Source organism: Borborobacter xinjiangensis, assembly GCF_047739745.1.
In the GTDB taxonomy this organism is placed as follows: domain Bacteria; phylum Pseudomonadota; class Alphaproteobacteria; order Rhizobiales; family Rhizobiaceae; genus Pseudaminobacter.
On sequence record NZ_JBLLVA010000014.1, the window covers coordinates 1 to 22,322 of the forward strand.

The following is a 22,322-nucleotide window of genomic DNA, read 5'->3' on the forward strand; positions in this document are numbered from 1 at the left end:
ACTTCCCCCTCACCAACCCCGCGCAAGCGCCGACAAACCGCTCCCCCAAACCGCCATATTGGAGCCCCATTGAAGTCCCAAGCCGGCTCAACATGAAACTGTCCGGCACCGCGTGCGCGCGCGTTCCATATATGGGGACAAATCCACCGACACGCAAACATCCACCGCGTTTCGTTGACTTCCGCCCTCACCACGGGCAATTGTCGCAGCAATCAACATAAGCAGGCCGGGTTTTAATCGGAACAGCACCGCCAATCCTGAATGCAAGATACCGACCAGACCATAGCCGAACTCGGCAACGAGCCGCCGCTGATTGCCGATGGGCGCAGCGGGCCGCCCGACCGACGCGAAGTTTCGGCGCGCTGGCTCTCCGGCACCTTTCTAACGGGAATCACGTCCAGCGTGCTGATGGGCGTGGCGCTGTTTGCAGCGCTGGACGGACGCGAGCAGCTGGCGACGCCGCCTGAGATCGCCGAACTCGCCATCATGCCGAAGGGCGGCGGCCAGAGCGCCAAGGCGGCCAAGCTGGTGCCTCAGACCCAGATTGCCAGAGCGCGCGACCGGCGACGCATGGACGTGTCCGTTGCCAGCAGGGTCGGCGATCGCGACGTCGTGCGTACAGTCCCCTTCGTCCAGGTGAAGATGGCACTTGCCGCCAGCTACAAGACCGCGCGCAGCTATCCGCCCTTCGATCCGCTCGAAGTGTTCGCCGAGGATGGCGCCGCGCAGACGGCGGCAGCCCCGGCCAGCCAGATTTATGGCGTCAAGGTCGAAAGCGAAATGAGCCTCAAGACCGTCGATTTTCCGCTCGAAGCGGCGGCCTTCGACGAAAAGAGCGACCTTTCCGCAGATGAGGTCGAGCAGGTGGTGCGCACCACCGGTGCGATCCTCACCGATGGCGACGTTCAGGTCGCCGCCCTGCACTATGTCGACCCGGAGCGCTTCGGAAATTCCTTCGCGACGCAATCCCTTGCCGGCTCCTACGGCGTGCGGATCGTGCCGGAAAATGTCTCGGTTTCGCCGCGCGAGATCGCGGACGATGACGCCCTCTCCTATGCCGAGGAAATCATTCCGTTCAAGGTTGAGCGCGATATCGCAGAGGCTCTGGCGGAGTCGGGCTATACCGGCGCCGACGCGACCGGCATGGCCGAGGCGATTGCCAAGATGCTGCATGCCTCCAAGCTCAAAGCGGGCACTGTGCTGCGCGTCGGGCTCGAAGTGCGCGGCGATGCGGCACGAATCGTGCGCACCAGCGTCTATGATCGCAAGCAGCATCTGCTGACGATCGCGCTCGATGACCGCAGTCAATATGTCGTCGCCAACGAGCCGGACACAACCCCGGAGCTTTTGACCGCTTTCGACGATTCGCAGCCAATCACCACGCGCAGCAATCTGCCGAGCGTTTATGACGGCATTTATCGAGCCGCCTACTCCTATGGCATGTCGCGCACCACCACGAAGCAACTTATCAGGCTGTTGGCTTCGGAAGTCGATTTCCAGTCGCGCCTCAATCCATCCGACCGCCTTGAAGTGTTCTTCTCGCAGCCCGACGGCGAAGACCAGATGTCGGAGGATTCGCAGATACTCTACGTTTCCGCGACCTTCGGCGGCACCACCCGCAATTTCTACCGCTTCCAGATGCGGGACGGCACCTTCGACTATTTCGACGGCGAAGGTCGAAGCGCCAGGCAGTTCCTTCTGCGCAAACCGCTGCCGAACGGCACTTTCCGCTCTGCCTTTGGCGGTCGCCGCCACCCCATCCTCGGCTATGTCCGGATGCATACCGGCGTGGATTGGTCTGCTCCGACGGGATCGCCGATCATCGCCGCCGGCAATGGCGTCGTCGAGAAGTCCGGTTGGGCCGGCGGATATGGCAAGCAAACGATTATCCGTCACGCCAATGGCTATGAGACTTCCTACAACCATCAGAGCGCATTCGCGCGCGGCATCTCCGTCGGCGCCAAAGTCAGGCAGGGCCAGGTCATCGGCTATGTCGGCACCACCGGCCTTTCGACCGGCTCACATCTGCACTACGAACTGATCGTCAACGGCACCAAGGTCGATCCGATGCGTGTGCGTCTGCCGGTCGGTCGCACGCTCGAGGGCGAGGATCTCGTCGCCTTCAAGCGCGAGCGCGAACGCATCGACGATCTGCTCGAGGACGATGCGGGCAGCCCGCTCAAAGTGGCGGCCGCCGGAGCGGAATGAAAAAGTAATTCAGGATTGCGAACTTCCGGCCTGCTTGGCCCGGATCCTGTCCAGTGATTCGCGCCCCGGAACAGTCAGCCATGCGGTGAGTGCGGATGCCACGCAAAGCGCGGCGGTCACCCAGGCGACGGCGGAAAATGCGGCGTCGCTGGCTGCGACGCGCAATGTCTCCAACCCGGCGGGAAGGTTCGCCGCCGGCTCGCCGAAATCCGGCACCTCGCCATTGCCGGCAAGCACCGAAGCGTAGCGGAACGCCGCAATTCCGCCCAGCATGGCGACGGCGATGAGCCCGGCGATTCGCGAAACGGCGTTGTTGATGCCCGAGGCCGCCCCGGTGTCCTTGTCTTCGACCGAGGTCATGATTGCGGTGGAGAGCGGCGACACGACAAGCGACATGCCGAGACCCATAAGCACCATGGCGGGGAATATCGCCGACCAGAAGCCATGGAAGCCCAGCCCTGTGGCGATGGCAAGCCCCGCGAAAGAAGCCGCAACGACCAAACTGCCCAAGGCAATCGGCAGGCGCGGACCGATTCGGTCTGACAACGCCCCAACCGGACCCGACAGTAACGCAATCGCACCCGACAGCGGCAGGAAGATCAGGCTCGTCTCGGCAGCACTCAAGCCCCAGCCGGCGATCAGCAGCATCGGCAGGTAGAAGAGAATTCCTGAAAGCGCAAAGTAAAGGAAGAATGTCGCTATATTCGCGCCTGAAAAGGCCCCTATTCTGAAAAGCGAAAGGTCGACCATCGGCTCGGTTTGACGGCGCTCCCACAAAAGGAAGTAACCGAAAAGCGCCAGGCCCACGGCCATGGACGCGAGCGGTACCATCTCGCTCGATTGTGCGTTTTCCGAAGAGAGCGCCGTCAACCCATAGGCGATCGCACCCAGTCCCGCCGTCGCGATCGCCGCCCCGCTGAGATCAAGTTGGCGTTTCTGCGTCGCCTCGTCGTTCGGCACCTTGGTCAGGAGAAGATAGAGCGCGATCCCGCCAAGCGGCAGGTTTATGGCGAATATCACCCGCCAGATGCTGTCACCGAAGGTGGAGAGTACGACGCCACCCACCACCGGGCCGAGCGCGGTGGTCAAGGCGGAAGACGCTGCCCAAATGCCGATCGCCCTGCCCCGCTCCGCCTTCGGATAGGCCTTGGCAATGATCGCCAGGCTGCCGGGCACCATGATCGCGGCGCCTATGCCCTGGATTGCCCGCGCTGCGATCAGCGATGTCGGGTCGGGCGCCAGCGCGCAAAACAGCGAGGCGGCGACAAAGAGCATGATACCGGTGATGAAGGTCCGCCGCAGGCCGTAATTGTCGCCGGCAGCGCCACCGGCGAGAATCAGCGCCGAAAGCGTCAGCGCATAGGCATTCGAAATCCATTGCGCCTCGACCAGCGTCGCGCCGAGATCGGTGCGAATTGCCGGTATGGCGATCGATACCACCGACCCGTCGATGAAACCCAGGGCGGACGCGAGGATCGCCGCAATCAGAACATAGCGGCGCTGAGATCGCGGGCAAAAAGCGCCATTCTCGACCGGAGCAGCTTGCGGCGCGGCATCGCGATTGGTTTCGCACGGAGACTGCATGTCGCACAAACTAGCGCGACATGGCGGCAGCGGCAATCAAGCCGCGATCGACAACCTCAAGCTTCTATTCCACGAACTCGACGGTCACGCCCGGGCTCACCAGCTTCGCCAGTTCCTGCGCGTCCCAATTGGTCAAGCGCACGCAGCCATGACTTTCGGTCTTGCCGATCTTTGAGGGATCGGGGGTGCCATGAACACCATAGGTCGGTTTGTCCAGCGCTATCCAGATCGATCCCACCGGCCCGTTCGGCCCAGGCGGAATGGTCAGTATCTTGTCGTTGTTGCCCTGCTTGAAGTTGAGTTTTGGATTGTAGGTATAGTTCGGGTCGAACGCCACACGCGACACGGCATGCGTGCCGGTCGGCGACGGCGTGGCAGCCGAGCCGATCGTCGCCGGATAGGCGGCAACGAGCTTGCCCGATTCGTCATAAGCGCGAACCTGCTTGCGCCCCTTGTCCGCGATGATGCGCTGCACTTTCGTGGCAACCGGACTGCCGACATTGGCGACCCGGATCTTGGTGCCCGGACGAGAGAAGTTAACGCCCGGGTTGAGTGCCTTGAGATAGGCTTCGTCCATGTGGAACCGCTCGGCGAGCATTTCGGCAACCGATGTGTAGCTTAGGTGTCCAAGTTGTGCCTTCTCGCCGTAGTCGGAAGGTATAGCGGCGACAAACGGTCCGGCGGCGTCCTCGGGGGTAATCGTATAGGTGGTGAACGGATCGCCGCCACTGGCCGCCAGTGCTTCCTTTATCTTTGCGGTGTCGGTGGATTTCAGGTTGGTACCGGTCAATTCGCGATAGGCAACCAGCGCCTTGTCGACATTGCTGCCGAACTTCCCGTCGATGACGCCGGGGGAAGCGCCTGCCCTGTCCATCAACACCTGGATCGCCGCGACGTCCTCGCGGGCTGTAAACGTGGTCGGTGGCTCGATCGTCGCGCCGGGCACGGTTATCCGGTCGGAAGGTTGCGGCTCAGCCGTTCGCGGCATGATCTCACCTTCGAGCGGCGCCCGCTCGACAGGTTCGCGCTTTACGATCTGCGGCTCTGACTCGAAACCTTGGTCGGGATAGAGTTCCTCATCGGGAAAGGCGCGTCCTGGCGCCGGCGGAAATTCCTCGTCCCGCCAGCCGCGCGAATAGTCGCCATAGTCTTCGACCGGACCTTCGGGATAAATCTCGTAGCCGCGCTCTCGGTCTCTGCGCAGCCGCTCCATGTCTTCCGGATCATCGAGATAGTAACGATCCTCGCGTCGCAATTCGCGCTGGCGCAACACACGCCGTGGCGGCTGCACCGCAATCACTTCGCCGGTATAGGAGTCGACCAGCACCCGATTGCCGTTGCCGTCGAAGTAGATTTCGACATCGCCGGATTGTGCGAGGATGATGCGCTCTTCCTCGTGGCCGCCAGCGATTCGCTCATGTTCTTCGGCCCGTTCGGCCGCTGCCTGTGCGCCCGAAATGCAAAATCCGGCCAAAAATGCCGAAAGAACGATGGTTTTCGTGACCATTCCTTCCAAAATCCCGTCAGTCGATACTTTCGGCCCATATTTGCGCATTCCGCGTGTAATGCCTCGAATACACTAGAAGTTCCAATATGAACCGGGCATGAAAATGGCCGCCAGGAGCGGCCATTTTCTGGGCGTCGATTGCGGCGTTCAAGCGGCCTTTTCCGTGGCGGCGGAAGGCGTTGGCATTGCGCGGAAGTTCAGCCGGTCGGAGCCGGCTGTAACCTTAACCGTCGATCCGTCCAGGATCTCGCCGAGAAGGATCTTTTCGGCGAGCGGATCCTGCAACTCCTTCTGCATCACCCGCTTCAACGGGCGCGCGCCGTAGGCGGGGTCGTAGCCCTTGCCGGCCAGCCACTCGACCGCATCCTCGTCGAGGTCGAGAGCGATCTTGCGGTCCGACAGCAGCGATTCGAGCCGCTTCAGCTGGATTTCTACGATCTGGCCCATATCCTGGCGGCGCAGGCGGTGGAACAGGATCACCTCGTCGACGCGGTTGAGAAACTCCGGCCGGAACGAGGCCTTGACCACCGCCATGACTTCATCGCGTACCTTGTCGACGTCCTCGCCTTCGCCAAGCCCGACCAGATATTCGGCGCCGAGATTGGAGGTCATGATGATCAACGTATTGCGAAAGTCTACCGTGCGGCCCTGACCGTCGGTCAGGCGGCCGTCGTCCAGAACCTGCAACAGCACGTTGAAGACGTCGGGATGCGCCTTTTCGATCTCGTCGAACAGAATGACCTGATAGGGCCGGCGCCGCACCGCCTCGGTTAGCGCGCCACCCTCCTCATAACCGATATAGCCGGGAGGCGCGCCGATCAGCCGCGCGACCGAGTGCTTTTCCATGAACTCCGACATGTCGATGCGCACCATGGCGCTCTCGTCGTCGAACAGGAAGCTGGCAAGCGCCTTGGTCAGCTCCGTCTTGCCGACGCCGGTGGGCCCAAGGAACATGAACGAGCCGATCGGCCTATTAGGATCCTGAAGGCCGGCACGCGCGCGCCGAACGGCTTTCGACACCGCCTGCACCGCCTCGCCCTGTCCGACGACTCGCTTGGCGATTTCGTCCTCCATACGCAGCAGCTTCTCGCGCTCGCCTTGCAGCATCTTGTCGACCGGAATTCCGGTCCAGCGCGAGACGATATGGGCAACGTGATCGGGCGTCACGGTCTCCTCGACCATCGAGCCTTTCCCGTCCTGCGCCTCGGCGTCCTTCAGCTTGCGCTCGAGTTCCGGGATTTGCCCATATGCCAGTTCGCCGGCACGCTGGAATTCGCCATTGCGCTGGGCGATGGCCAGTTCGTTGCGTGCGTCGTCGAGTTGCTTCTTCAGATCTGCCGCCAGACCAAGCTTGGCCTTTTCTGCCGCCCAGGTCGCGGTAATCGCCGCCGATTCCTCCTCGAGGTCGGTCAGTTCCTTTTCGAGCCGTCCAAGGCGATCCTTGGACGCCTCATCGGTTTCGACCTTCAACGCCTCGCGCTCGATCTTGAGCTGCATGATGCGCCGGTCGATCTCGTCGAGTGCCTCAGGCTTCGAATCGACCTGCATGCGCAGGCGAGACGCAGCCTCGTCCACCAGGTCGATCGCCTTGTCCGGCAGAAAACGGTCGGTGATGTAGCGATTGGACAGGGTTGCCGCCGAGACGAGTGCCGAATCGGAGATGCGCACCTTATGGTGCTGCTCATATTTCTCCTTCAGCCCGCGCAGGATCGAAACCGTATCCTCGACGGTCGGCTCATCGACGAAAACCGGCTGGAAGCGCCGCGCCAGCGCTGCATCCTTCTCGACATGCTTGCGGTACTCGTCGAGCGTGGTCGCACCGACGCAGTGCAATTCGCCGCGCGCCAGCGCCGGCTTCAGCAAGTTGGAGGCGTCCATTGCGCCGTCTGCCTTGCCCGCGCCGACCAGCGTGTGCATCTCGTCGATGAACAGGATGATGTTCCCGTCGGCCGCCGTAACTTCGGAAAGCACAGCCTTCAGCCGCTCCTCGAATTCGCCGCGGTATTTCGCGCCGGCAATGAGTGCGCCCATGTCGAGCGCCATCAACTGCTTGTCCTTGAGCGATTCGGGCACGTCGCCATTGACGATGCGAAGCGCCAGCCCTTCCGCAATGGCCGTCTTGCCGACGCCGGGCTCGCCGATCAGCACCGGATTGTTCTTGGTGCGGCGCGACAGAACCTGGATCGTGCGACGGATTTCGTCGTCACGGCCGATCACCGGATCGAGCTTTCCCGAACGCGCATCGGCGGTCAGGTCGCGTGCGTATTTCTTCAGCGCGTCATAGCCCTGCTCCGCACTTGCCGAATCGGCGGTGCGGCCCTTGCGGATTTCATTGATTGCCTGGTTCAAGCCTTGAGCGGTAACCCCGGCCTTGGAAAGGATATCCGACGTCTTGGCCGACTTTTCGACGGCCAGCGCGGTCAACAGGCGCTCCACGGTGACAAAACTGTCGCCGGCCTTCTTGGCGAGTTCCTCGGCAGTGGAAAACACCTTCGCCAGCGGCTGCGCGAGATAGAGCTGGCCATTGCCGCCTTCGACGCGTGGCATCGCCTCCAGTGCTGCCTCGACACCGAGTTTCACATCGCCGGGCCGACCTCCCGCCCGTTCGATCAGCGATGCGGCAAGCCCCTCGTCATCATCGACGAGGACTTTCAGGATATGTTCAGGGGTGAATTGCTGATGATTTTTTGAAAGCGCCAGCGTCTGCGCCGACTGAATGAAACCACGCACGCGCTCGGAATATTTCTCAAGATTCATGATTGTCTCCATTCCGTCACCGGCCCGCTCTGCGGCACCGGATCAGATTGCGGTGACGGACCCGCCCCAAGGAGCCGGATCCATTTCATTCGAGATATGGGGATGCACCGAAATTCCTCAAGACATTTCAAGCCGTGGAAAACAAAAACGGCGGGGCACAAGGGCCCCGCCGTTTGAACTTACGAATGGCTGGAAAATTCAGAGCCCACTTGCCGGCGCAAGGGTCGAACTTTCATCCGTTGCTTCGGCTCCCTTCGATGCCGTCGGCGCCTCGGATCGCTCGCCATCGGCTGCGGCTTCCTGCTCGGGCTGGCGCTCGCCCCGTCGGGGGCGACGACGCGGGCGCGGAGCGGCGGCCGGTGCCTCATTGTGCTCGGAAGCCTGCGATGTCTCGGCTGTTGCCGCCTCGGCAGGAGCCGCATCATTCGCCTCCGCGATCGAAGCAGATTCAGGAGCAGGCGCGGTCGTTTGCGCCTGAGTCCGTGCCGGACGCCTTCCGCGCCCGCGACCGCTCGGCCTTTCGGTGGCCGTCTGCGCGTTCAGCGCGACTTCGGCGGGTGTACCCTCGATCACCGGCTGCGGCCCGGAACCATCGCTTGCGGCGGGGGCAGCAGGCGGCGTCTCCGGCACCTGCTCGCCGTTCTGCCGATTGGCGTTGCCGTCCACGGTCTCGAATTCCTCGCGGTCCTGATCCAGATCGTCGTCGATGTCGTCGCGATTGGGCTGAACCTGCTGGATCGGCATCTGCGCCTGGGCGGCTGCGATGATGCGATTGTAGTGTTCGGCGTGTTGCAGATAGTTCTCGGCCATCACGCGATCGCCAGCGCTTTGGGCATCGCGGGCCAGAGCGGCATATTTCTCGGCAATCTGCTGGGCCGAACCGCGAATCTTGACGTCCGGACCGTTGCTTTCATAGTTGCGCGTGAGTGGATTCGGCCCGCGACGGTTGTTGTTATTGTTGTTGCCGCCGCCATTGTTGTTGCGGCCGCGCATGCGCCTGTTCTGCTGTTGTGGCCTCATCAGACTCTCTTCATGTCATTTTCAACTTGAAAAATAGGCAAGGTGCCTCGGCGGCCAGCCGTTCGTGCTACCCCGACGGTGTTCGCCCGCATCGATTGCGTCGGCGTCACGTACCATTCTGTTCCGGTCTCATGTCACTTGCCGGGTGATCCCCGCACGAAGCATAAAGCGTCGCTTTCGCAAGAAGGCAGTTTGTTTCTTAGGGAACCGAATCGGTAACAGCACTGCCTGCTTCGTTCTCATCCGGTGTTTTGACCCTAGCGGCATTCCGACACGTTGCCAAGTATTTTTTCGGCCGCCACCAAAGCTTTGATTCAGCGCCGAAAAAGCAGCGCGCGGTCGTTTCCCGCAAGGTCGCTGCGCGAATCGGCAAGGCTGTATCCGGCTTGGTCAAAAATACCGATCACGCTTGGTTTCTGATCGAATCCTATCTCGACCGCAACGTACCCATCTGCCTCAAGATGACACGCCGCACCTGCAGCGATCACGCGGTAGGGACCGAGACCATCCTCTCCCCCATCCAAGGCCAGCGGCGGATCGAAGTTACGAACTTCCGCCTGAAGCGCGGCGATATCTTTTCTTGCTATATAGGGAGGATTCGAGACGATTAAATGGAATTTCCCTGAAATTTTTGCAAACCAGTCCGATTCCAAGGCCGAAAAGCGCTCTGCCAGACCAAGACGCTCGGCATTGCGCCGCGCCGTCGCCACCGCCTCCCCGGAAAGATCGACGCCCACACCGAGTGCCTGTTCCACCTGGCTGAGCAAGGCGAGAATAATCGCGCCGGTGCCTGTGCCAAGGTCGAGAATCCGGCATGCGCCTTGCCGCTCAACCGTCGTACGAACCAGTGGCAGCACCATGTCGACCAGCGTTTCCGTGTCGGGCCGCGGCTCCAGCGTGGCTGGCGAAAGCGCGAGTTCCAGACCATAGAATTCCCTGAAACCCAGTATCCGGTGCACCGGTTCGCCGCCGGCCCTGCGCGCAATAGCCGCATCCACCGCGTCCAGGATAGAGGCGTCGAGAACCCTGCCGGGTGAGGTAACCGCCTCGGTCCGGCCCGTGCAGGAGAAATGTTCGACGATCAACCTGGCGTCCAGTGCCGCACTGTCGATCCCATGCGCGGCAAGTCTTGCTCTTGCCGCGCGCAGCACGCCGCCCAGCGTATTTTCCGCCTCAGCCATCCAGACCGATATCGGCGAGAAGCTTCGACTGATGGTCGGCGATCAGCGCCGAGATGATCTCGTCAAGCTCGCCCATCATTACCCGGTCGAGCTTGTAGAGCGTCAGGTTGATGCGATGGTCGGTCACCCGCCCCTGCGGGAAATTATAGGTGCGGATGCGCTCGGAACGATCACCCGATCCGACCTGAAGCTTGCGCGACTGCGAGCGCGCATCGTCGGCGCGCGACCGTTCCATATCGTAAAGTCGCGCCCGCAGGATCTGCAAGGCGCGCGCGCGGTTCTGATGCTGCGATTTTTCGGCCTGAACGACGACGATACCGCTCGGGATGTGCGTGATCCGCACAGCCGAATCAGTGGTGTTGACGTGCTGTCCGCCGGCGCCGGAGGCGCGCATCGTGTCGATGCGGATGTCTTCGGGCCGAACTTCGATGTCGACCTCCTCGGCTTCCGGCAAAACCGCAACGGTGGCTGCCGAAGTGTGGATGCGCCCGCCGGCTTCGGTCTCCGGCACCCGCTGCACGCGATGCGCGCCGGATTCAAATTTCAGCTTGGCAAAGACGCCCTTGCCCGACACGGTGGCGATGATTTCCTTGAAGCCGCCGACCTCGCCTTCGCTCGCCGAAACCGTTTCAAAGCGCCAGCCCTGCTCGGCAGCATAGCGCTCGTACATGCGATAAAGATCGCCAGCGAAGAGGGCCGCTTCATCTCCGCCGGTGCCGGCTCGGATTTCCAGGATGGCGCTGCGTGCATCGGCTGCATCCTTGGGCAGGAGCAGTATCTGGATATCCTTCTGCAGCGCCTCGATCCGCTCCCTGACTGCGTCGGCCTCGCCTTCGACCAGCCCGCGCATTTCCGCATCGGTGTCTTTGTCGGCAAGCATGACGTCGAGATCGGCAAGCTCCTGCTCGGCCGCGCGAAGCTCCCTGACCTTGAAGACCATGTCCTTCAGGTCGGCATATTCGGATGCCATCTTCACATAGGCATGGGGGTCGTGCCCGGCCGCCATCTGCGCTTCGAGCATATCGAATCGCTTGACAAGCTGGTCCATGCGGTCGCGCGGCAAACTGATCATGTCATTTCGTCAAAGTGGGATGGAGCGGTCGTCGGCAAAAGCCTGAAGCAGCGCCCGCATCGGCAGATCGACGCTTGGGCCTGACAGGTTTTCCTCAAGATAGGTAGCCAACTCGCCTGCGGGAAGTTCCGTAAGCATTGCCTTGACCGGACCGACCGACGCCGGGGACATCGAAATCGAGCGGTAGCCGAGGCCGATCAGCGCCATCGCCGAGATCGGCTTGCCGGCCATTTCGCCGCACAGCGTCACCGGCTTGCGGTTGCGATGTCCCGCATCGGCAATCTGCTTGAGGACCCGAAGGAAGGGCACCGAAAGCGGATCGAAACGGTCGGAAAGCTGTGTGTTGCCGCGATCGGCCGCCATCACGAACTGGAAGAGATCGTTCGATCCGACCGAGACGAAATCGACCGCCTGCATCAGTTCGTCGAGCTGCCACAAAAGCGACGGTACCTCGATCATCGCGCCCAGCTTGAAGCTGTTCGGCAAATGGTGTGCGAAACGCGAAAGATGCCGCACTTCGCGATCGATTATCTCGCGCGCCTGCGCGATTTCGCCGAGCTCCGTCACCATTGGCAGCATCAGCTTCAGCTCGCGCCCGCCGGCCGCCTTGAGCAGCGCTCTGATCTGCGAGCGCAGCAAGCCGGGCCGATCGAGCGTCAGGCGAATGGCGCGCCACCCGAGCGCCGGGTTTTCCTCATGCGCCGCCCCCTTGAAGTAAGGCAGCACCTTGTCACCACCGATATCTATGGTGCGGAAGGTCACCGGCTTGCCCTGCGCCGCGTCGAGAACGTCGCGGTAGAGCCGTTCCTGCGCCTCGGCACGCGGGAAGGTGGCGGCAACCATGAACTGCAATTCGGTGCGGAAAAGGCCGATGCCGCTCGCGCCTGCCTCGGCCAGTTGCGGCAGGTCGACGGAGAGGCCGGCATTCATCAAGAGATCGACATGCACGCCGTCCTTGGTCGTCGACGGCTTCTTGCGCAATTCACGGTAAAGTTCCTGCCGCCGCGCCCGGAATCGGACCTTTTCGGCATAGGCCGCCTCGACGTCGGACTGGGGCCGCAAGTGGATCATGCCCTCGTCGCCGTCGACGATCATCGCATCGCCGTTTTCCGACATGGACACGACGCCCTTCATCTGGCCGGCGACCGGAATGCCCATGGCGCGAGCGACTATGACGACGTGGCTTGTCGCAGTGCCGTCCTCCAGCACCAGGCCGCGCAGCTTTTCGCGCGGATAGTCGAGCAGTTCGGCCGCGCCCATGGAGCGGGCGACGATGATCGAATCCTTGGGCAGCGAGGCGGCAATATCGTCCGGCGAGCGGCCCATCAGCTGGCGCAGCAGCCTGTTGGCAAGATCGTCGAAATCGCTCATCCGCTCGCGCAGATAGGGATCGGTCATGTGCAGCATGCGCGCACGCATGTCGCTTTGCACCTTCTCAACGGCGGCTTCCGCCGTCAGGCCGTTGCGGATCGCCTCTTCCAGCCGCCTCACCCAGCCGCGGTCATTGGCGAACATCCGGTAAGCTTCGAGAACCTCGCGATGCTCTCCTTCGAACTCGACATCGCGCCGCGACAGCATGTCGTCGATCGACAGGCGCAGCGAACCCAAAGCCGATTCCAGGCGTCGCAGTTCCTGTTCGCTGTCCTCATTGAACAGATTGGTGACGACGATGCGTGGCTCGTGCAGCACGACATGTCCGAGACCGACGCCTTCGTTGAAGGCCAACCCCTTGAAGACGGCCGGGCGGCGCAGATCGAGTTCGAGGCCGTCGTGGCGCGTCAGCCGGGCGAGATCGCCCGTGGCGATCATCTCCGCGATTACCATCGCGGTCGTTTCCAGCGCCTCGACCTCGTCCTCGCGGTAGTGGCGGCTGGTCCGGTTCTGGACGACGAGGACGCCGAGCGTGCGCCCGGCGCGCAGCACCGGAACGCCGAGGAAGGAACTGTAGATTTCCTCGCCGGTTTCCGGGAGGTAGGCGAAAGCCGGGTGTTCCTGCGCGTTCGAAAGGTTCAGGGCGCGCGCGCTGGCCGCAATCGTGCCGACAAGGCCCTGCCCCAGGCGAAGCTGCGCCAGATGGACCGCGCCCGGGTTCAGACCTTCGGTGGCATAGAGTTCGAGCACCGAGTCGGCGCGCAGCACATAGAGCGAGCAGACTTCGGCCACCATGTTGGAGGCGATGTCGCGGACGATGCGGTCGAGCCTCTCCTGCGACTCCAGCGGCTCAGCCATGAGCTCGCGAAGCCTTTTCAAGAGAACGCGCGGGCCACCCGCCGTGTCACGCATCAGGCGTCGTCTCCAATTGTTATTGGCCGGTGCAGCTTACGCCGGGCACCGGATAAAGCGAGGCCGAAAAGATTCGTCGTTCTATTGCTTATCCAGACCGTACACGGAATGCAAAGTACGAACCGCAAGTTCTGTATAGGGCCCATCGATCAGAATGGAAATCTTGATCTCCGACGTCGTGATGGCGCGGATATTGATGCCCTTGTCCGCCAACGCCCTGAAGGCCGTTGCCGCCACGCCTGTGTGGCTGCGCATACCGATGCCGATCACCGAAATCTTCGACATGCCCTGGTCGTGCTGCACGGCGTCGAAACCAATTTCGGGGCGGATCTTTTCCAGGGCGCCCAGTGCCTTGTCGACATCGCCGGAAGGCACCGTAAAGGTCATGTCGGTGCGCGATCCGTCTTCCGACATGTTCTGGACGATCATATCGACATTGATGCCCGCTTCCGCGAGCGGGCCGAAAATGCCGGCGGCGACGCCCGGCCGGTCGGCGACGCGGCGCAGCGAAATCTGGGCCTCGTCCTTGGCGTAGGCAATTCCGGTGACGATCTGCTGTTCCACGATTTCATCCTCGTCGCAAATGAGCGTTCCGGGCGGGTTGTCGAAATCGCCCATGCCGGGCGCGTCCGGATCGTCGAAAGAAGAACGCACGAACGTGCGCACCTGATGCACCATCGCAAGCTCGACCGAGCGCACCTGCAAGACCTTGGCGCCCAAGGAAGCCATTTCAAGCATTTCCTCGAAGGAGATGCTGGCCAGCCGGCGCGCCTTCGGCTCGATGCGCGGGTCGGTAGTATAGACACCGTCGACATCGGTGTAGATATCGCAGCGGTCGGCCTTTACGGCAGCGGCGATGGCAACCGCGCTCGTATCCGATCCACCACGTCCGAGCGTCGCGATCCGGTTGTCCGGCCCGATGCCCTGGAATCCGGCGATGACGGCAACCTGGCCTTGTCCGAACCGCTCGACCAGGAATGACCCGTCTATATCCATGATGCGGGCCGCGCCATGGGTAGCATCGGTGCGGATCGGTATCTGCCATCCAAGCCAAGATCGGGCATTCACACCCATGTTCTGCAGGGTGATGGCCAGGAGACCGGCCGTCACCTGCTCGCCCGAGGCAACAACCGCATCATATTCGCGGGCATCGTGCATGGCCGAAGCCTCGCGGGTCCAGGCGACCAGTTCGTTGGTCTTGCCGGCCATCGCCGAAACGACCACGGCCACCTCGTGGCCATTGTCGACCTCGCGTTTGACGTGGCGCGCCACATTGCGAATGCGACTGATGTCGGCGACCGAAGTCCCGCCGAATTTCATCACGATGCGCGCCATGGAAGCCGTACGCCTTTTTACATGCCCGAAGCCCGTCAAACAGGCCGGAAGCCGAAACGAGCGCCGCAAAACCCGGCGCAAAGTTGCGGCCTCCATAGCCAAAACATGGCTGTTTCGCAAGGAGGCGTGTCCAGCGAATTCGGCTCCATTCGTTAGACTTTTAAAGAGGTGGCCGTGCCGACTCCCATGCCTTGCCCGCACGCCTTACGCGGTTTGGCCGCTTGCCGACCCCGTTAAAAGCCGTGCAAAAAAGTTGCCTTGACATTCTGCCTTCATCAACCGACTTCCTTGGGTCGAAGGGAGACATGCAATGCCCGAGCCTCGACGATCGACCATCGACGCGGGAGAAGTGGAACGTTTCTCCGCGCTGGCCGCCGAATGGTGGAATCCCAACGGAAAATTCCGGCCGCTGCACAAATTCAACCCGGTGCGCCTGGCCTATGTGCGCGATCACGTAGCGGCCCGGTTCGATCGTGATTCGCATGCGGCGCGACCCTTGGAAGGCCTTCGCATCCTCGACATTGGCTGCGGCGGAGGGCTGTTGTGCGAGCCGATGGCGCGCCTTGGCGCCGATGTCGTCGGGGCCGATGCCTCCGAAACCAACATCGAGGTGGCCAGGCTCCATGCCGCGGAAGCCGGCGTGGACATCGACTACCGCGCGACGACGGCCGAGGCGCTTGCTGACGCCGGTGAAAAATTCGACGTGATCCTGAACATGGAAGTCGTCGAGCATGTTTCCGATGTCGATCTGTTCATCGGCAAGTGCAGCGAGATGGTCAAGCCGGACGGCATCATGTTCGTGGCCACCATCAACCGCACGCTGAAGGCGCTGGGGCTGGCGATCGTTGGCGCCGAATATCTCCTGCGCTGGCTGCCGCGCGGCACCCATCAATATGGCAAGCTGGTCCGGCCCGAAGAGCTGGAGCAGGCGCTCTCCAAGGCCGGCATGACGATCACCGACCGCACGGGCGTGACCTACAATCCGCTGGCCGACCGCTGGCAGCGCTCGAAGGACATGGACGTCAACTACATGGTCCTGACGGAGAAGATCCGCCCCTGATACGGCTGCACGTTCAGTCAGAGCCGATCTGGGCACGGGTGGTCATGGCGAGCCCGATCGAAATGATTGCAGCACCCGCCCAGGTTGCCAGCCGGTAACTCTCACCGAGAAAAACAGTCCCGGAAATCAAGCCGATTGCCGCCGCGACATAACCGATCTGGCTAAGATAGATCGGGCCGCCGACCGCCTGAAGGCGGAAGAAGAACGCGAACATCGCCGAAGAGGCCGCGACCTGGACTGCGACCAGCACCGGCTCGGCCGCGAGCGGCGAAAGCGCGATGCCGCCGGGCAGCGAGGCAGCCACGACAAGGACCATCACCGCCGCGGCGAGATGGCTCCCCGCCGCCAACTCGATCGGTCCGCTGTTTTCCGGCCAGCGCAGCGTGCGATAGATGTTTCCCAAAGCCAGGCTGACGGGAACAAGCAGGCCGACACCGATCCAGAAGGGCTCTGCCGGCTGACTTGCCTCGCCACGGGTAAGCGTCACCATCACCGCGCCCACAAAGCCCACTGCTATCCCGGCGATACCGAGCGGATTGGGCTTGCGCAGTTTGAGCAGCAATGAGATCGCCAGCGTCATAAGCGGCGACAAGGTGAACATGATGCCGGTAAAGCCGGCGCCCAGATGCGGAATGGCTGCAAAGACCAGCAGGTTTGGAATGGCGTATGAGATCGCCGCGGTTATCACGAAATAACGCAGGGTCCCGCCATCAAGGCGCAGGTTTTTCCCGCGCGACCAGAGAAACGCCAAAAGCACCGCGCCAGCCCCGAAGGAGATGACGAAGGCCCAGAGGGCCGGAGAAATTCCAGCGCTCACCGCCATCTTGCCGAACGGCAGCGTAAGCCCGAGCAGCCCGCCGGTGATCAGAAGCAGGCTCAGCGCCGAGTTCCACAGTCGTGTCATGTAGCCTCGGCCGCCGCTATGTGGCCCATGGCGGGAGGCTCAATTCCGATCGTCGGGAAATACCGGGATCGGCATGAAATCTACGCCATCCTCGAGCAGGCTTTTGGCTTCGTCCTGCGTCGCTTCGCCGTAGATACCGCGCGCATCGGCCTCGCCGAAATGGATTTTCCGCGCTTCCTCGGCGAATTTGTCGCCGACATAGTCGGCATTCTCGCGAAGCTTTTCCGACAGCGCCTTGAGTTGCGCCATCGCGGCACGCTGCTGCTCGTTCATGGCAAGCGCGATCTTCTCCTTGCGCGCACCGGTGGAAACGGCGGGCGCCATCAGCGCCTTTTCGATCCGGTGGGAACCGCAGGCGGGGCAATCGACGAAACCGCGCTTGCGCTGGGTTTCGAAATCCTCATTGTTGCGAAACCAGCCCTCGAACTCGTGCGCCTGTTCGCAGGAAAGCGAAAACCTTATCAAGACGCAGCCCCCCGCAGTGACGCGTCCGGCCGCACCGCCGAAGGGGCCTCGAAGTCGCGTGCATTCTTCAGGTTTGGAATCTTCTTGCGCGCGGCGGCCGACAACGCCGTATCGATTTCTGCAACGATGACACCCGGCTCGTCATGCTCAGCCTCGGCGATGATGGTGCCCCATGGATCGATGATCAGCGAGTGACCGAAGGTCTCGCGGCCGTCTTCATGCAGCCCGCCCTGCCCGGCGGCAATGACGAAAGCGCCGTTTTCGATCGCACGGGCGCGCAGCAGGACGTGCCAATGCGCTTGACCGGTCTGGCGGGTGAAGGCCGCCGGCACCGTCAGCACATCGGCGCCGGCCAGCGCCTCGGCGCGGAACAGATGCGGAAAACGCAGATCATAGCAGATGGCGAGGCCCAGCCGCGCGAATGGAAGTTCGGCGACGACTGCTTCGGTGCCCGGCTCGTAGGCGGTCGATTCACGCCAGCTCTCGCCATTATCGAGGTCGACGTCGAACATGTGGATCTTGTCATAGACAGCGACCGCCGTCCCTTCAGGCGAGAACACCAGGGCGCGGTTGGCAAGCTTGCCGTCGGCGCGCAGGATCGCGGTTGAACCGACATGCAGGAATATGCCGAGCTCCCGCGCAAGCCTGCCGGCGGCAGCGGCGATGATGTCGCGATCCTGGGTCGTAAAGGCAGTGCGGCGCGCCTCCGCGTCACGCACCACGGCACCGGTCATCTCCGGCGACTGCACATAGATCGCGCCCTTGCCGGCCGCTTCGCGCACCAGTGCCTCGAAGGCTTTCGCGTTCTTCTCAGGGTCCATGCCCGAACGCATCTGGATTGCTGCGGCTGTGAAAACACTCATGATTTCATCCTCAACCAAGATGGCCGGTGGCGAGCAGCCCGTCCAGCCTGCCCTCGGCTTCAAGCGAGTGGAGCTCGTCACACCCGCCGACATGCACCTTGCCGACGAATATCTGCGGGAAGGTAAAGCGGCCGTTGGAACGAGCGATCATTTCCTGCCGAAGCTCCGGCGAGAAGGAGGCGTCATGTTCGGTATAGGAAACGCCCTTCCTGTCAAGCAAGCGCTTGGCGGCTGCGCAATAGCCGCACATAGCGCGGGTATAGATGGTCACATCAACCATGTCGCGGTCCTGATTTTTGATAGGACTCATATAGTCGCTGCCTCGTCGGGCTGAAAGTCCCCCGACAGCACACGCGCGAAGGTGAGGACATCGACAGCGCTGGCGCCGCCCTTCTTCAAGGCCCGCGCTACCGCCGTCACGGTGGCGCCGGTGGTGAAGACGTCATCGACGATCAGCACGCGGCGACCACGAACTTCCATGTCCCGCTCCGCAGGCACGCGAAAGGCGGCACGCACATTGTCCTCGCGTTCGCGCCTTGCAAGCCCCACCTGCCGGCGCGTCCGCTTCACGCGCTCGACCGCCGACGGCGCCAAGGGGAGCCCGGAGAGACTGCTGACGGCACGCGCCAGTTCCGCCGACTGGTTGAAACGGCGTTGAAGGAAGCGCAGCCAATGCAGCGGCACCGGCACGACCACGTCGGCATCCGCCACCAGCTCGGCGCCCGCCCGCAGCATCCAGCGCGCCATCCACGGCGCAAGATCGGTTCTGTCGCCATATTTCAGCCCCTGCACCATCGGGCGCGCCACACCCGTATAAGACACCGCCGCCCGGGCACGCTCGAAAGGCGGCGGATTTGCAATCGCTGCGGCAGAAAGAAACCCCTCGCCCATGTCCTGCGTGAAAGGAGTGCCCATGACCTCGCACCACGGCTTTTCCAGAAACCGCAATTTCGGCCAGCAGGCAGCACAGAGCACGCCCGGCTGCGAGACCTGACGCCGGCAGCCGGCGCACACCGGCGGAAACAAAAGTCGCGCCGGCCATTCCATCGCGTTCCGGGCAAAACTCTTGAACTGCGACATCGGATCGGTCACGACACTTTCAGCGAGATCAGGGTCAGGGTTTGAGGTCAGGACGAGCAGAGATAATGATTTTCGAGGCTCGGAGCGCAGTGTACTTGAGTATATGAGCAGCGGAAGCGCAGAAAAGCGTCATTTGCTGGTCGCCATGGCGTGAATATCAACCCCACCCTAGGCTGGAAACCGCAGCGACATCAAGGACATCGACATTGCAACCGCTCCTCGACACCGCCCTGCTGATTGCACGCAAGCGCCGCGCCTTGGCGCAGGCGGCGCCGGGAGCCGATTTCCTGCTTGCGCGTGTCACCGAGGAACTCAAGGACCGGCTCGGCACGGTCGAGCGGCGGTTTTCCGATGCGGTGACGGTGTTTTGCGTCACGCCGGCCGCCCGCGATGCGGTGCTGGCAAGCGGCAAGGCCGAGAGTGTCCGGCGGATAGAGGCGCACCAATCCTTTCTGGGCGATGATCCGGGGCTTGTCGCGGCGCCTGAAACTCTGCCGCTTGAAGCCGAGAGCATCGATCTTGCCGTATCTCTGCTTGCCCTGCACGAAACCAACGACATACCGGGCATGCTGATCCAGATCAGGCGCGCGCTGCGGCCGGACGGGCTGTTTTTGGGTGTCATGGCCGGCGCCGGCACCCTGGCCGAGTTGCGCGAAAGCCTGCTTGCGGCCGAAACCGAAATCCACGGCGGCGCGAGCCCCCGCGTTATTCCGTTTACCGATGTCCGCGATGCCGGCGGCCTGCTGCAGCGCTCAGGCTTCGCGCTGCCGGTCACGGATGTGGATACCGTCACAGTGCGCTATGACACGATGTTCGAGCTGATGGCGGATTTGCGCGCCATGGGCGCGGCCAACGCCTTGCTCGATCGCTCGCGCCGGCCCGGAACGCGTCTTCTGTTCCAGCGCGCGGCGGAGATTTATGCCGAGCGCTTTTCCGATGCCGATGGCCGCATCCGAGCGACCTTCTCATTCGTGTGGCTGTCGGGCTGGGCACCGGATGCCTCGCAGCAAAAGCCGCTGAAGCCCGGTTCGGCAAAGATGTCGCTGGCGAAAGCTCTCGAAGATCCCAAAAGCGATGACAAGGAGCAGGGCTAGTCGCTCGGCTCTCTTAAGGCTTGGACGAGCTGACTGCTGGTGTCACTGAACATGAATTCGAGCGAACCGGCGAACATGCCGAAACTCCCCACGATCGCCAGCGCAAGCAACGAGACGATCAGCCCGTATTCGATCGCCGTGGCGCCGCTGTCATCGTTCGCAAATTGCCGAATTCGCTTTTGCATCGTGGCTTGCCCTTTTGCAGCGATGCTAGGGCGAAGTCATTAAGAAAGGTTAAGGCGTCAGCCTTAACAGCCGATGAAGCTGGAGGGATGAATCAACAGGCGCCGCTGCGCGCGCCGTTCTCGCGGATGATGCATACCGCCTTCGGTGACGGCTGCAGCACGCTCCTGCGGATCGTATAGGTCTCGCCTCGGCCGATCGACCCGGTGCTCATCATGTCCAGACCTCTGGCGCTATTTCTGACGACCTTGTCCACCCGCGTGTTTAGCATGGGGGTGGCCAGCAACGCGAAGGCGATCACCGCCGTGCCGAACAGGAGGGTGAGGCGAAGCGCGCCCATGCCGGCACTGCCGATGCGCGAACCATGCTCGCTACGAACGAGATTCCATCGTTCATCGCTCTTCATGCGAACCCCTTTCCCGCCAAACGCCAATGCTGCCCCCGAGCCGAGGCAATCGGGACTAAATATTTCACGGTTGGTTAAAGGTTTGCTTAACCCTGCGGATTGCCGGCCGATCTCACAAAAGATCGATCAGGTACGGGATCAGCGGTTCGTCGGCCGGCGGCATCGGATAGTCCCGCATCTGGCGCGGACGCACCCATTTCAGCACCTGACCTTCCTGCGGCTGCGGCGTGCCCCAAAACCTGCGGCAGACGAACAGCGGCATCAGCAGATGGAAGTCGTCGTAGGAATGGCTGGCGAAGGTTAGCGGCGCCAGACAGGCGGCCTTGGTCTCGACGCCGATCTCCTCGCGCAGTTCGCGGATCAGCGTTTCCTCTGGCGTTTCGCCCGGCTCGACCTTGCCGCCGGGAAATTCCCATAGGCCAGCAAGCGTCTTGCCCGGTGGGCGCTGCGCCAGAAGCACGCGGCCGTCCGCGTCAACGAGCGCGCAGGCCGCAACCAGAAGAATGCGTTTGCCGCCGATCTCGTTTGCCGCCATCTCCATCATGCCTCCGGCGGGCGACGGTAGTGATAGCGATAGACCTCGGCAAAGCCGAGGGATTCATAAAGATGGCGCGCGGCCTCATTGCCCGCATCCACTTGAAGCCAACCCTCGCGCGCACCGCGCAATCGCGCCCATTTCAGGGCGGAGAGCACGAGGCGGCGGCCATGCCCCTTGCCGCGCTCGGCCGGGTCGGTGGCGATTTCGAAGAGCCCGGCGAGATCGCCTTCATGCACGCAGATCGCCGTCGATAGCGCCGTCTTGTCGTTCTCCAGTACAAAAAGTCCCGCTTGCGGCTGGATCGCGCCGATGATCTCGGAAAGGCCCGGCCGCAGCGAAGCGGAAACACCACGGACCTTGACCGCCGCGCCGACAAATCGGCCGATGTCCTTGAGCGGTATCTGGTCCATCGCGTCCTCGACCGCGATCCGGTCGAGCGCAACCCGCATCACCAGGGATTCAGCGAGCGTGCTCCAGCCCTGCTCATCGAGATGGCGCGACAATGCCGCCCCCGACAGCGGCGAGATGCGGAAGGTGAGCGGCCGTCCATAAGCATCGAAGCGGCGGGCCGCACGCGCGATCCGCTCGGGCAGGTTGGCGACATCGCTCGGATCGAGCGGATTGATCGAATTCAGCCGCTTGGCCGGATGACCGGCGGTAAGACGTACCACCCAGGTGCCGTCATAATGCACGGCCGCCGCCGGCCAGGCGCGAAAGCCAGCCGCTTCGTAGCGGCGCACCTTGGCGAGTTCCGGTTTCGGGCGCTTGTCTTGCGACACCGT

At 62.6% G+C, this 22,322-nt stretch carries 20 protein-coding genes; 3 read left to right on the plus strand and 17 right to left on the minus strand.

The window, feature by feature from the left end:
• The first annotated feature begins 261 nt into the window (after window positions 1-261).
• Window positions 262-2,208 carry a M23 family metallopeptidase gene (locus ACLKMW_RS15505; protein ID WP_415725380.1) on the plus strand — a complete coding sequence of 649 codons (1,947 nt, stop codon included), beginning with the start codon at window positions 262-264 and terminating at the stop codon, window positions 2,206-2,208.
• A gap of 9 nt (window positions 2,209-2,217) precedes the next feature.
• Here the strand turns inward: ACLKMW_RS15505 and ACLKMW_RS15510 are convergent, their stop codons facing one another.
• The 8 genes from ACLKMW_RS15510 to ACLKMW_RS15545 all read right to left on the minus strand — a co-directional run bounded on the left by ACLKMW_RS15510 (window position 2,218) and on the right by ACLKMW_RS15545 (window position 14,947).
• Window positions 2,218-3,792, minus strand: a complete 1,575-nt coding sequence (locus ACLKMW_RS15510) for an MFS transporter (RefSeq protein ID WP_415725381.1) — start codon at window positions 3,790-3,792, stop codon at window positions 2,218-2,220.
• A gap of 64 nt (window positions 3,793-3,856) precedes the next feature.
• Window positions 3,857-5,299 carry a L,D-transpeptidase family protein gene (locus tag ACLKMW_RS15515; RefSeq protein ID WP_415725382.1) on the minus strand — a complete coding sequence of 481 codons (1,443 nt, stop codon included), beginning with the start codon at window positions 5,297-5,299 and terminating at the stop codon, window positions 3,857-3,859.
• 147 nt (window positions 5,300-5,446) lie between these two features.
• On the minus strand, window positions 5,447-8,056 hold the full coding sequence (gene clpB / locus ACLKMW_RS15520; RefSeq protein WP_415725383.1) for an ATP-dependent chaperone ClpB: 2,610 nt from the start codon (window positions 8,054-8,056) through the stop codon (window positions 5,447-5,449).
• Window positions 8,057-8,254: 198 nt separating this feature from the next.
• The gene (locus tag ACLKMW_RS15525; protein ID WP_415725384.1) at window positions 8,255-9,076 is read right to left on the minus strand and encodes a DUF4167 domain-containing protein; all 822 of its coding nucleotides are present in this window, start codon (window positions 9,074-9,076) and stop codon (window positions 8,255-8,257) included.
• Between the two features lie 314 nt (window positions 9,077-9,390).
• Window positions 9,391-10,257, minus strand: a complete 867-nt coding sequence (gene prmC, locus ACLKMW_RS15530; RefSeq protein WP_415725385.1) for a peptide chain release factor N(5)-glutamine methyltransferase — start codon at window positions 10,255-10,257, stop codon at window positions 9,391-9,393.
• A complete protein-coding gene (prfA, locus tag ACLKMW_RS15535; protein ID WP_415725386.1) occupies window positions 10,250-11,329 on the minus strand; it encodes a peptide chain release factor 1 in 1,080 nt (359 codons plus the stop codon). The genes prmC and prfA overlap by 8 nt, the downstream gene beginning before the upstream one ends.
• Before the next feature lie 9 nt (window positions 11,330-11,338).
• Window positions 11,339-13,612 (minus strand): phosphoenolpyruvate--protein phosphotransferase, encoded by a 2,274-nt coding sequence (gene ptsP, locus ACLKMW_RS15540; RefSeq protein ID WP_415725387.1) that lies wholly within the window; start codon window positions 13,610-13,612, stop codon window positions 11,339-11,341.
• An 81-nt stretch (window positions 13,613-13,693) separates the two neighbouring features.
• Window positions 13,694-14,947: an aspartate kinase gene (locus ACLKMW_RS15545; RefSeq protein WP_415725388.1), complete on the minus strand. Its 1,254-nt coding sequence runs from the start codon at window positions 14,945-14,947 to the stop codon at window positions 13,694-13,696.
• Window positions 14,948-15,257: 310 nt separating this feature from the next.
• Between ACLKMW_RS15545 and ubiG the strand changes: the two genes are divergently transcribed.
• Window positions 15,258-16,007: a bifunctional 2-polyprenyl-6-hydroxyphenol methylase/3-demethylubiquinol 3-O-methyltransferase UbiG gene (gene ubiG, locus ACLKMW_RS15550; protein ID WP_415725389.1), complete on the plus strand. Its 750-nt coding sequence runs from the start codon at window positions 15,258-15,260 to the stop codon at window positions 16,005-16,007.
• 13 nt (window positions 16,008-16,020) lie between these two features.
• Here the strand turns inward: ubiG and ACLKMW_RS15555 are convergent, their stop codons facing one another.
• Genes ACLKMW_RS15555 through ACLKMW_RS15575 form a run of 5 tightly spaced genes read right to left on the minus strand, consistent with a single transcriptional unit; the run spans window position 16,021 to window position 19,331 of the window.
• Window positions 16,021-16,911, minus strand: a complete 891-nt coding sequence (locus ACLKMW_RS15555; RefSeq protein ID WP_415725390.1) for a DMT family transporter — start codon at window positions 16,909-16,911, stop codon at window positions 16,021-16,023.
• A gap of 39 nt (window positions 16,912-16,950) precedes the next feature.
• Window positions 16,951-17,376, minus strand: coding sequence for a DUF1178 family protein (locus ACLKMW_RS15560; protein WP_415725391.1), 426 nt, complete (start codon window positions 17,374-17,376; stop codon window positions 16,951-16,953).
• On the minus strand, window positions 17,373-18,239 hold the full coding sequence (locus ACLKMW_RS15565) for a carbon-nitrogen hydrolase family protein (RefSeq protein ID WP_415725392.1): 867 nt from the start codon (window positions 18,237-18,239) through the stop codon (window positions 17,373-17,375). Before ACLKMW_RS15565 ends, ACLKMW_RS15560 begins: the two co-directional genes overlap by 4 nt.
• A 10-nt stretch (window positions 18,240-18,249) precedes the next feature.
• A complete protein-coding gene (gene grxC, locus ACLKMW_RS15570; protein WP_415725495.1) occupies window positions 18,250-18,519 on the minus strand; it encodes a glutaredoxin 3 in 270 nt (89 codons plus the stop codon).
• 26 nt (window positions 18,520-18,545) lie between these two features.
• Window positions 18,546-19,331 carry a ComF family protein gene (locus ACLKMW_RS15575; RefSeq protein ID WP_415725393.1) on the minus strand — a complete coding sequence of 262 codons (786 nt, stop codon included), beginning with the start codon at window positions 19,329-19,331 and terminating at the stop codon, window positions 18,546-18,548.
• A 194-nt stretch (window positions 19,332-19,525) separates the two neighbouring features.
• Here ACLKMW_RS15575 and ACLKMW_RS15580 point away from each other — a divergent pair, with 194 nt between their 5' ends.
• Window positions 19,526-20,413: a class I SAM-dependent methyltransferase gene (locus tag ACLKMW_RS15580; RefSeq protein WP_415725394.1), complete on the plus strand. Its 888-nt coding sequence runs from the start codon at window positions 19,526-19,528 to the stop codon at window positions 20,411-20,413.
• Here the strand turns inward: ACLKMW_RS15580 and ACLKMW_RS15585 are convergent.
• The 4 genes from ACLKMW_RS15585 to ACLKMW_RS15600 form a co-directional block, all read right to left on the minus strand.
• Complete coding sequence (locus tag ACLKMW_RS15585) at window positions 20,410-20,598, minus strand: Flp family type IVb pilin (protein WP_415725395.1); 189 nt, start codon at window positions 20,596-20,598, stop codon at window positions 20,410-20,412. The genes ACLKMW_RS15580 and ACLKMW_RS15585 overlap by 4 nt on opposite strands.
• Before the next feature lie 92 nt (window positions 20,599-20,690).
• A complete protein-coding gene (locus ACLKMW_RS15590; protein ID WP_415725396.1) occupies window positions 20,691-21,002 on the minus strand; it encodes a hypothetical protein in 312 nt (103 codons plus the stop codon).
• 112 nt (window positions 21,003-21,114) lie between these two features.
• Window positions 21,115-21,537 carry a (deoxy)nucleoside triphosphate pyrophosphohydrolase gene (locus tag ACLKMW_RS15595; protein WP_415725397.1) on the minus strand — a complete coding sequence of 141 codons (423 nt, stop codon included), beginning with the start codon at window positions 21,535-21,537 and terminating at the stop codon, window positions 21,115-21,117.
• A 5-nt stretch (window positions 21,538-21,542) separates the two neighbouring features.
• The gene (locus ACLKMW_RS15600) at window positions 21,543-22,319 is read right to left on the minus strand and encodes a GNAT family N-acetyltransferase (protein ID WP_415725398.1); all 777 of its coding nucleotides are present in this window, start codon (window positions 22,317-22,319) and stop codon (window positions 21,543-21,545) included.
• Window positions 22,320-22,322: the final 3 nt, after the last annotated feature.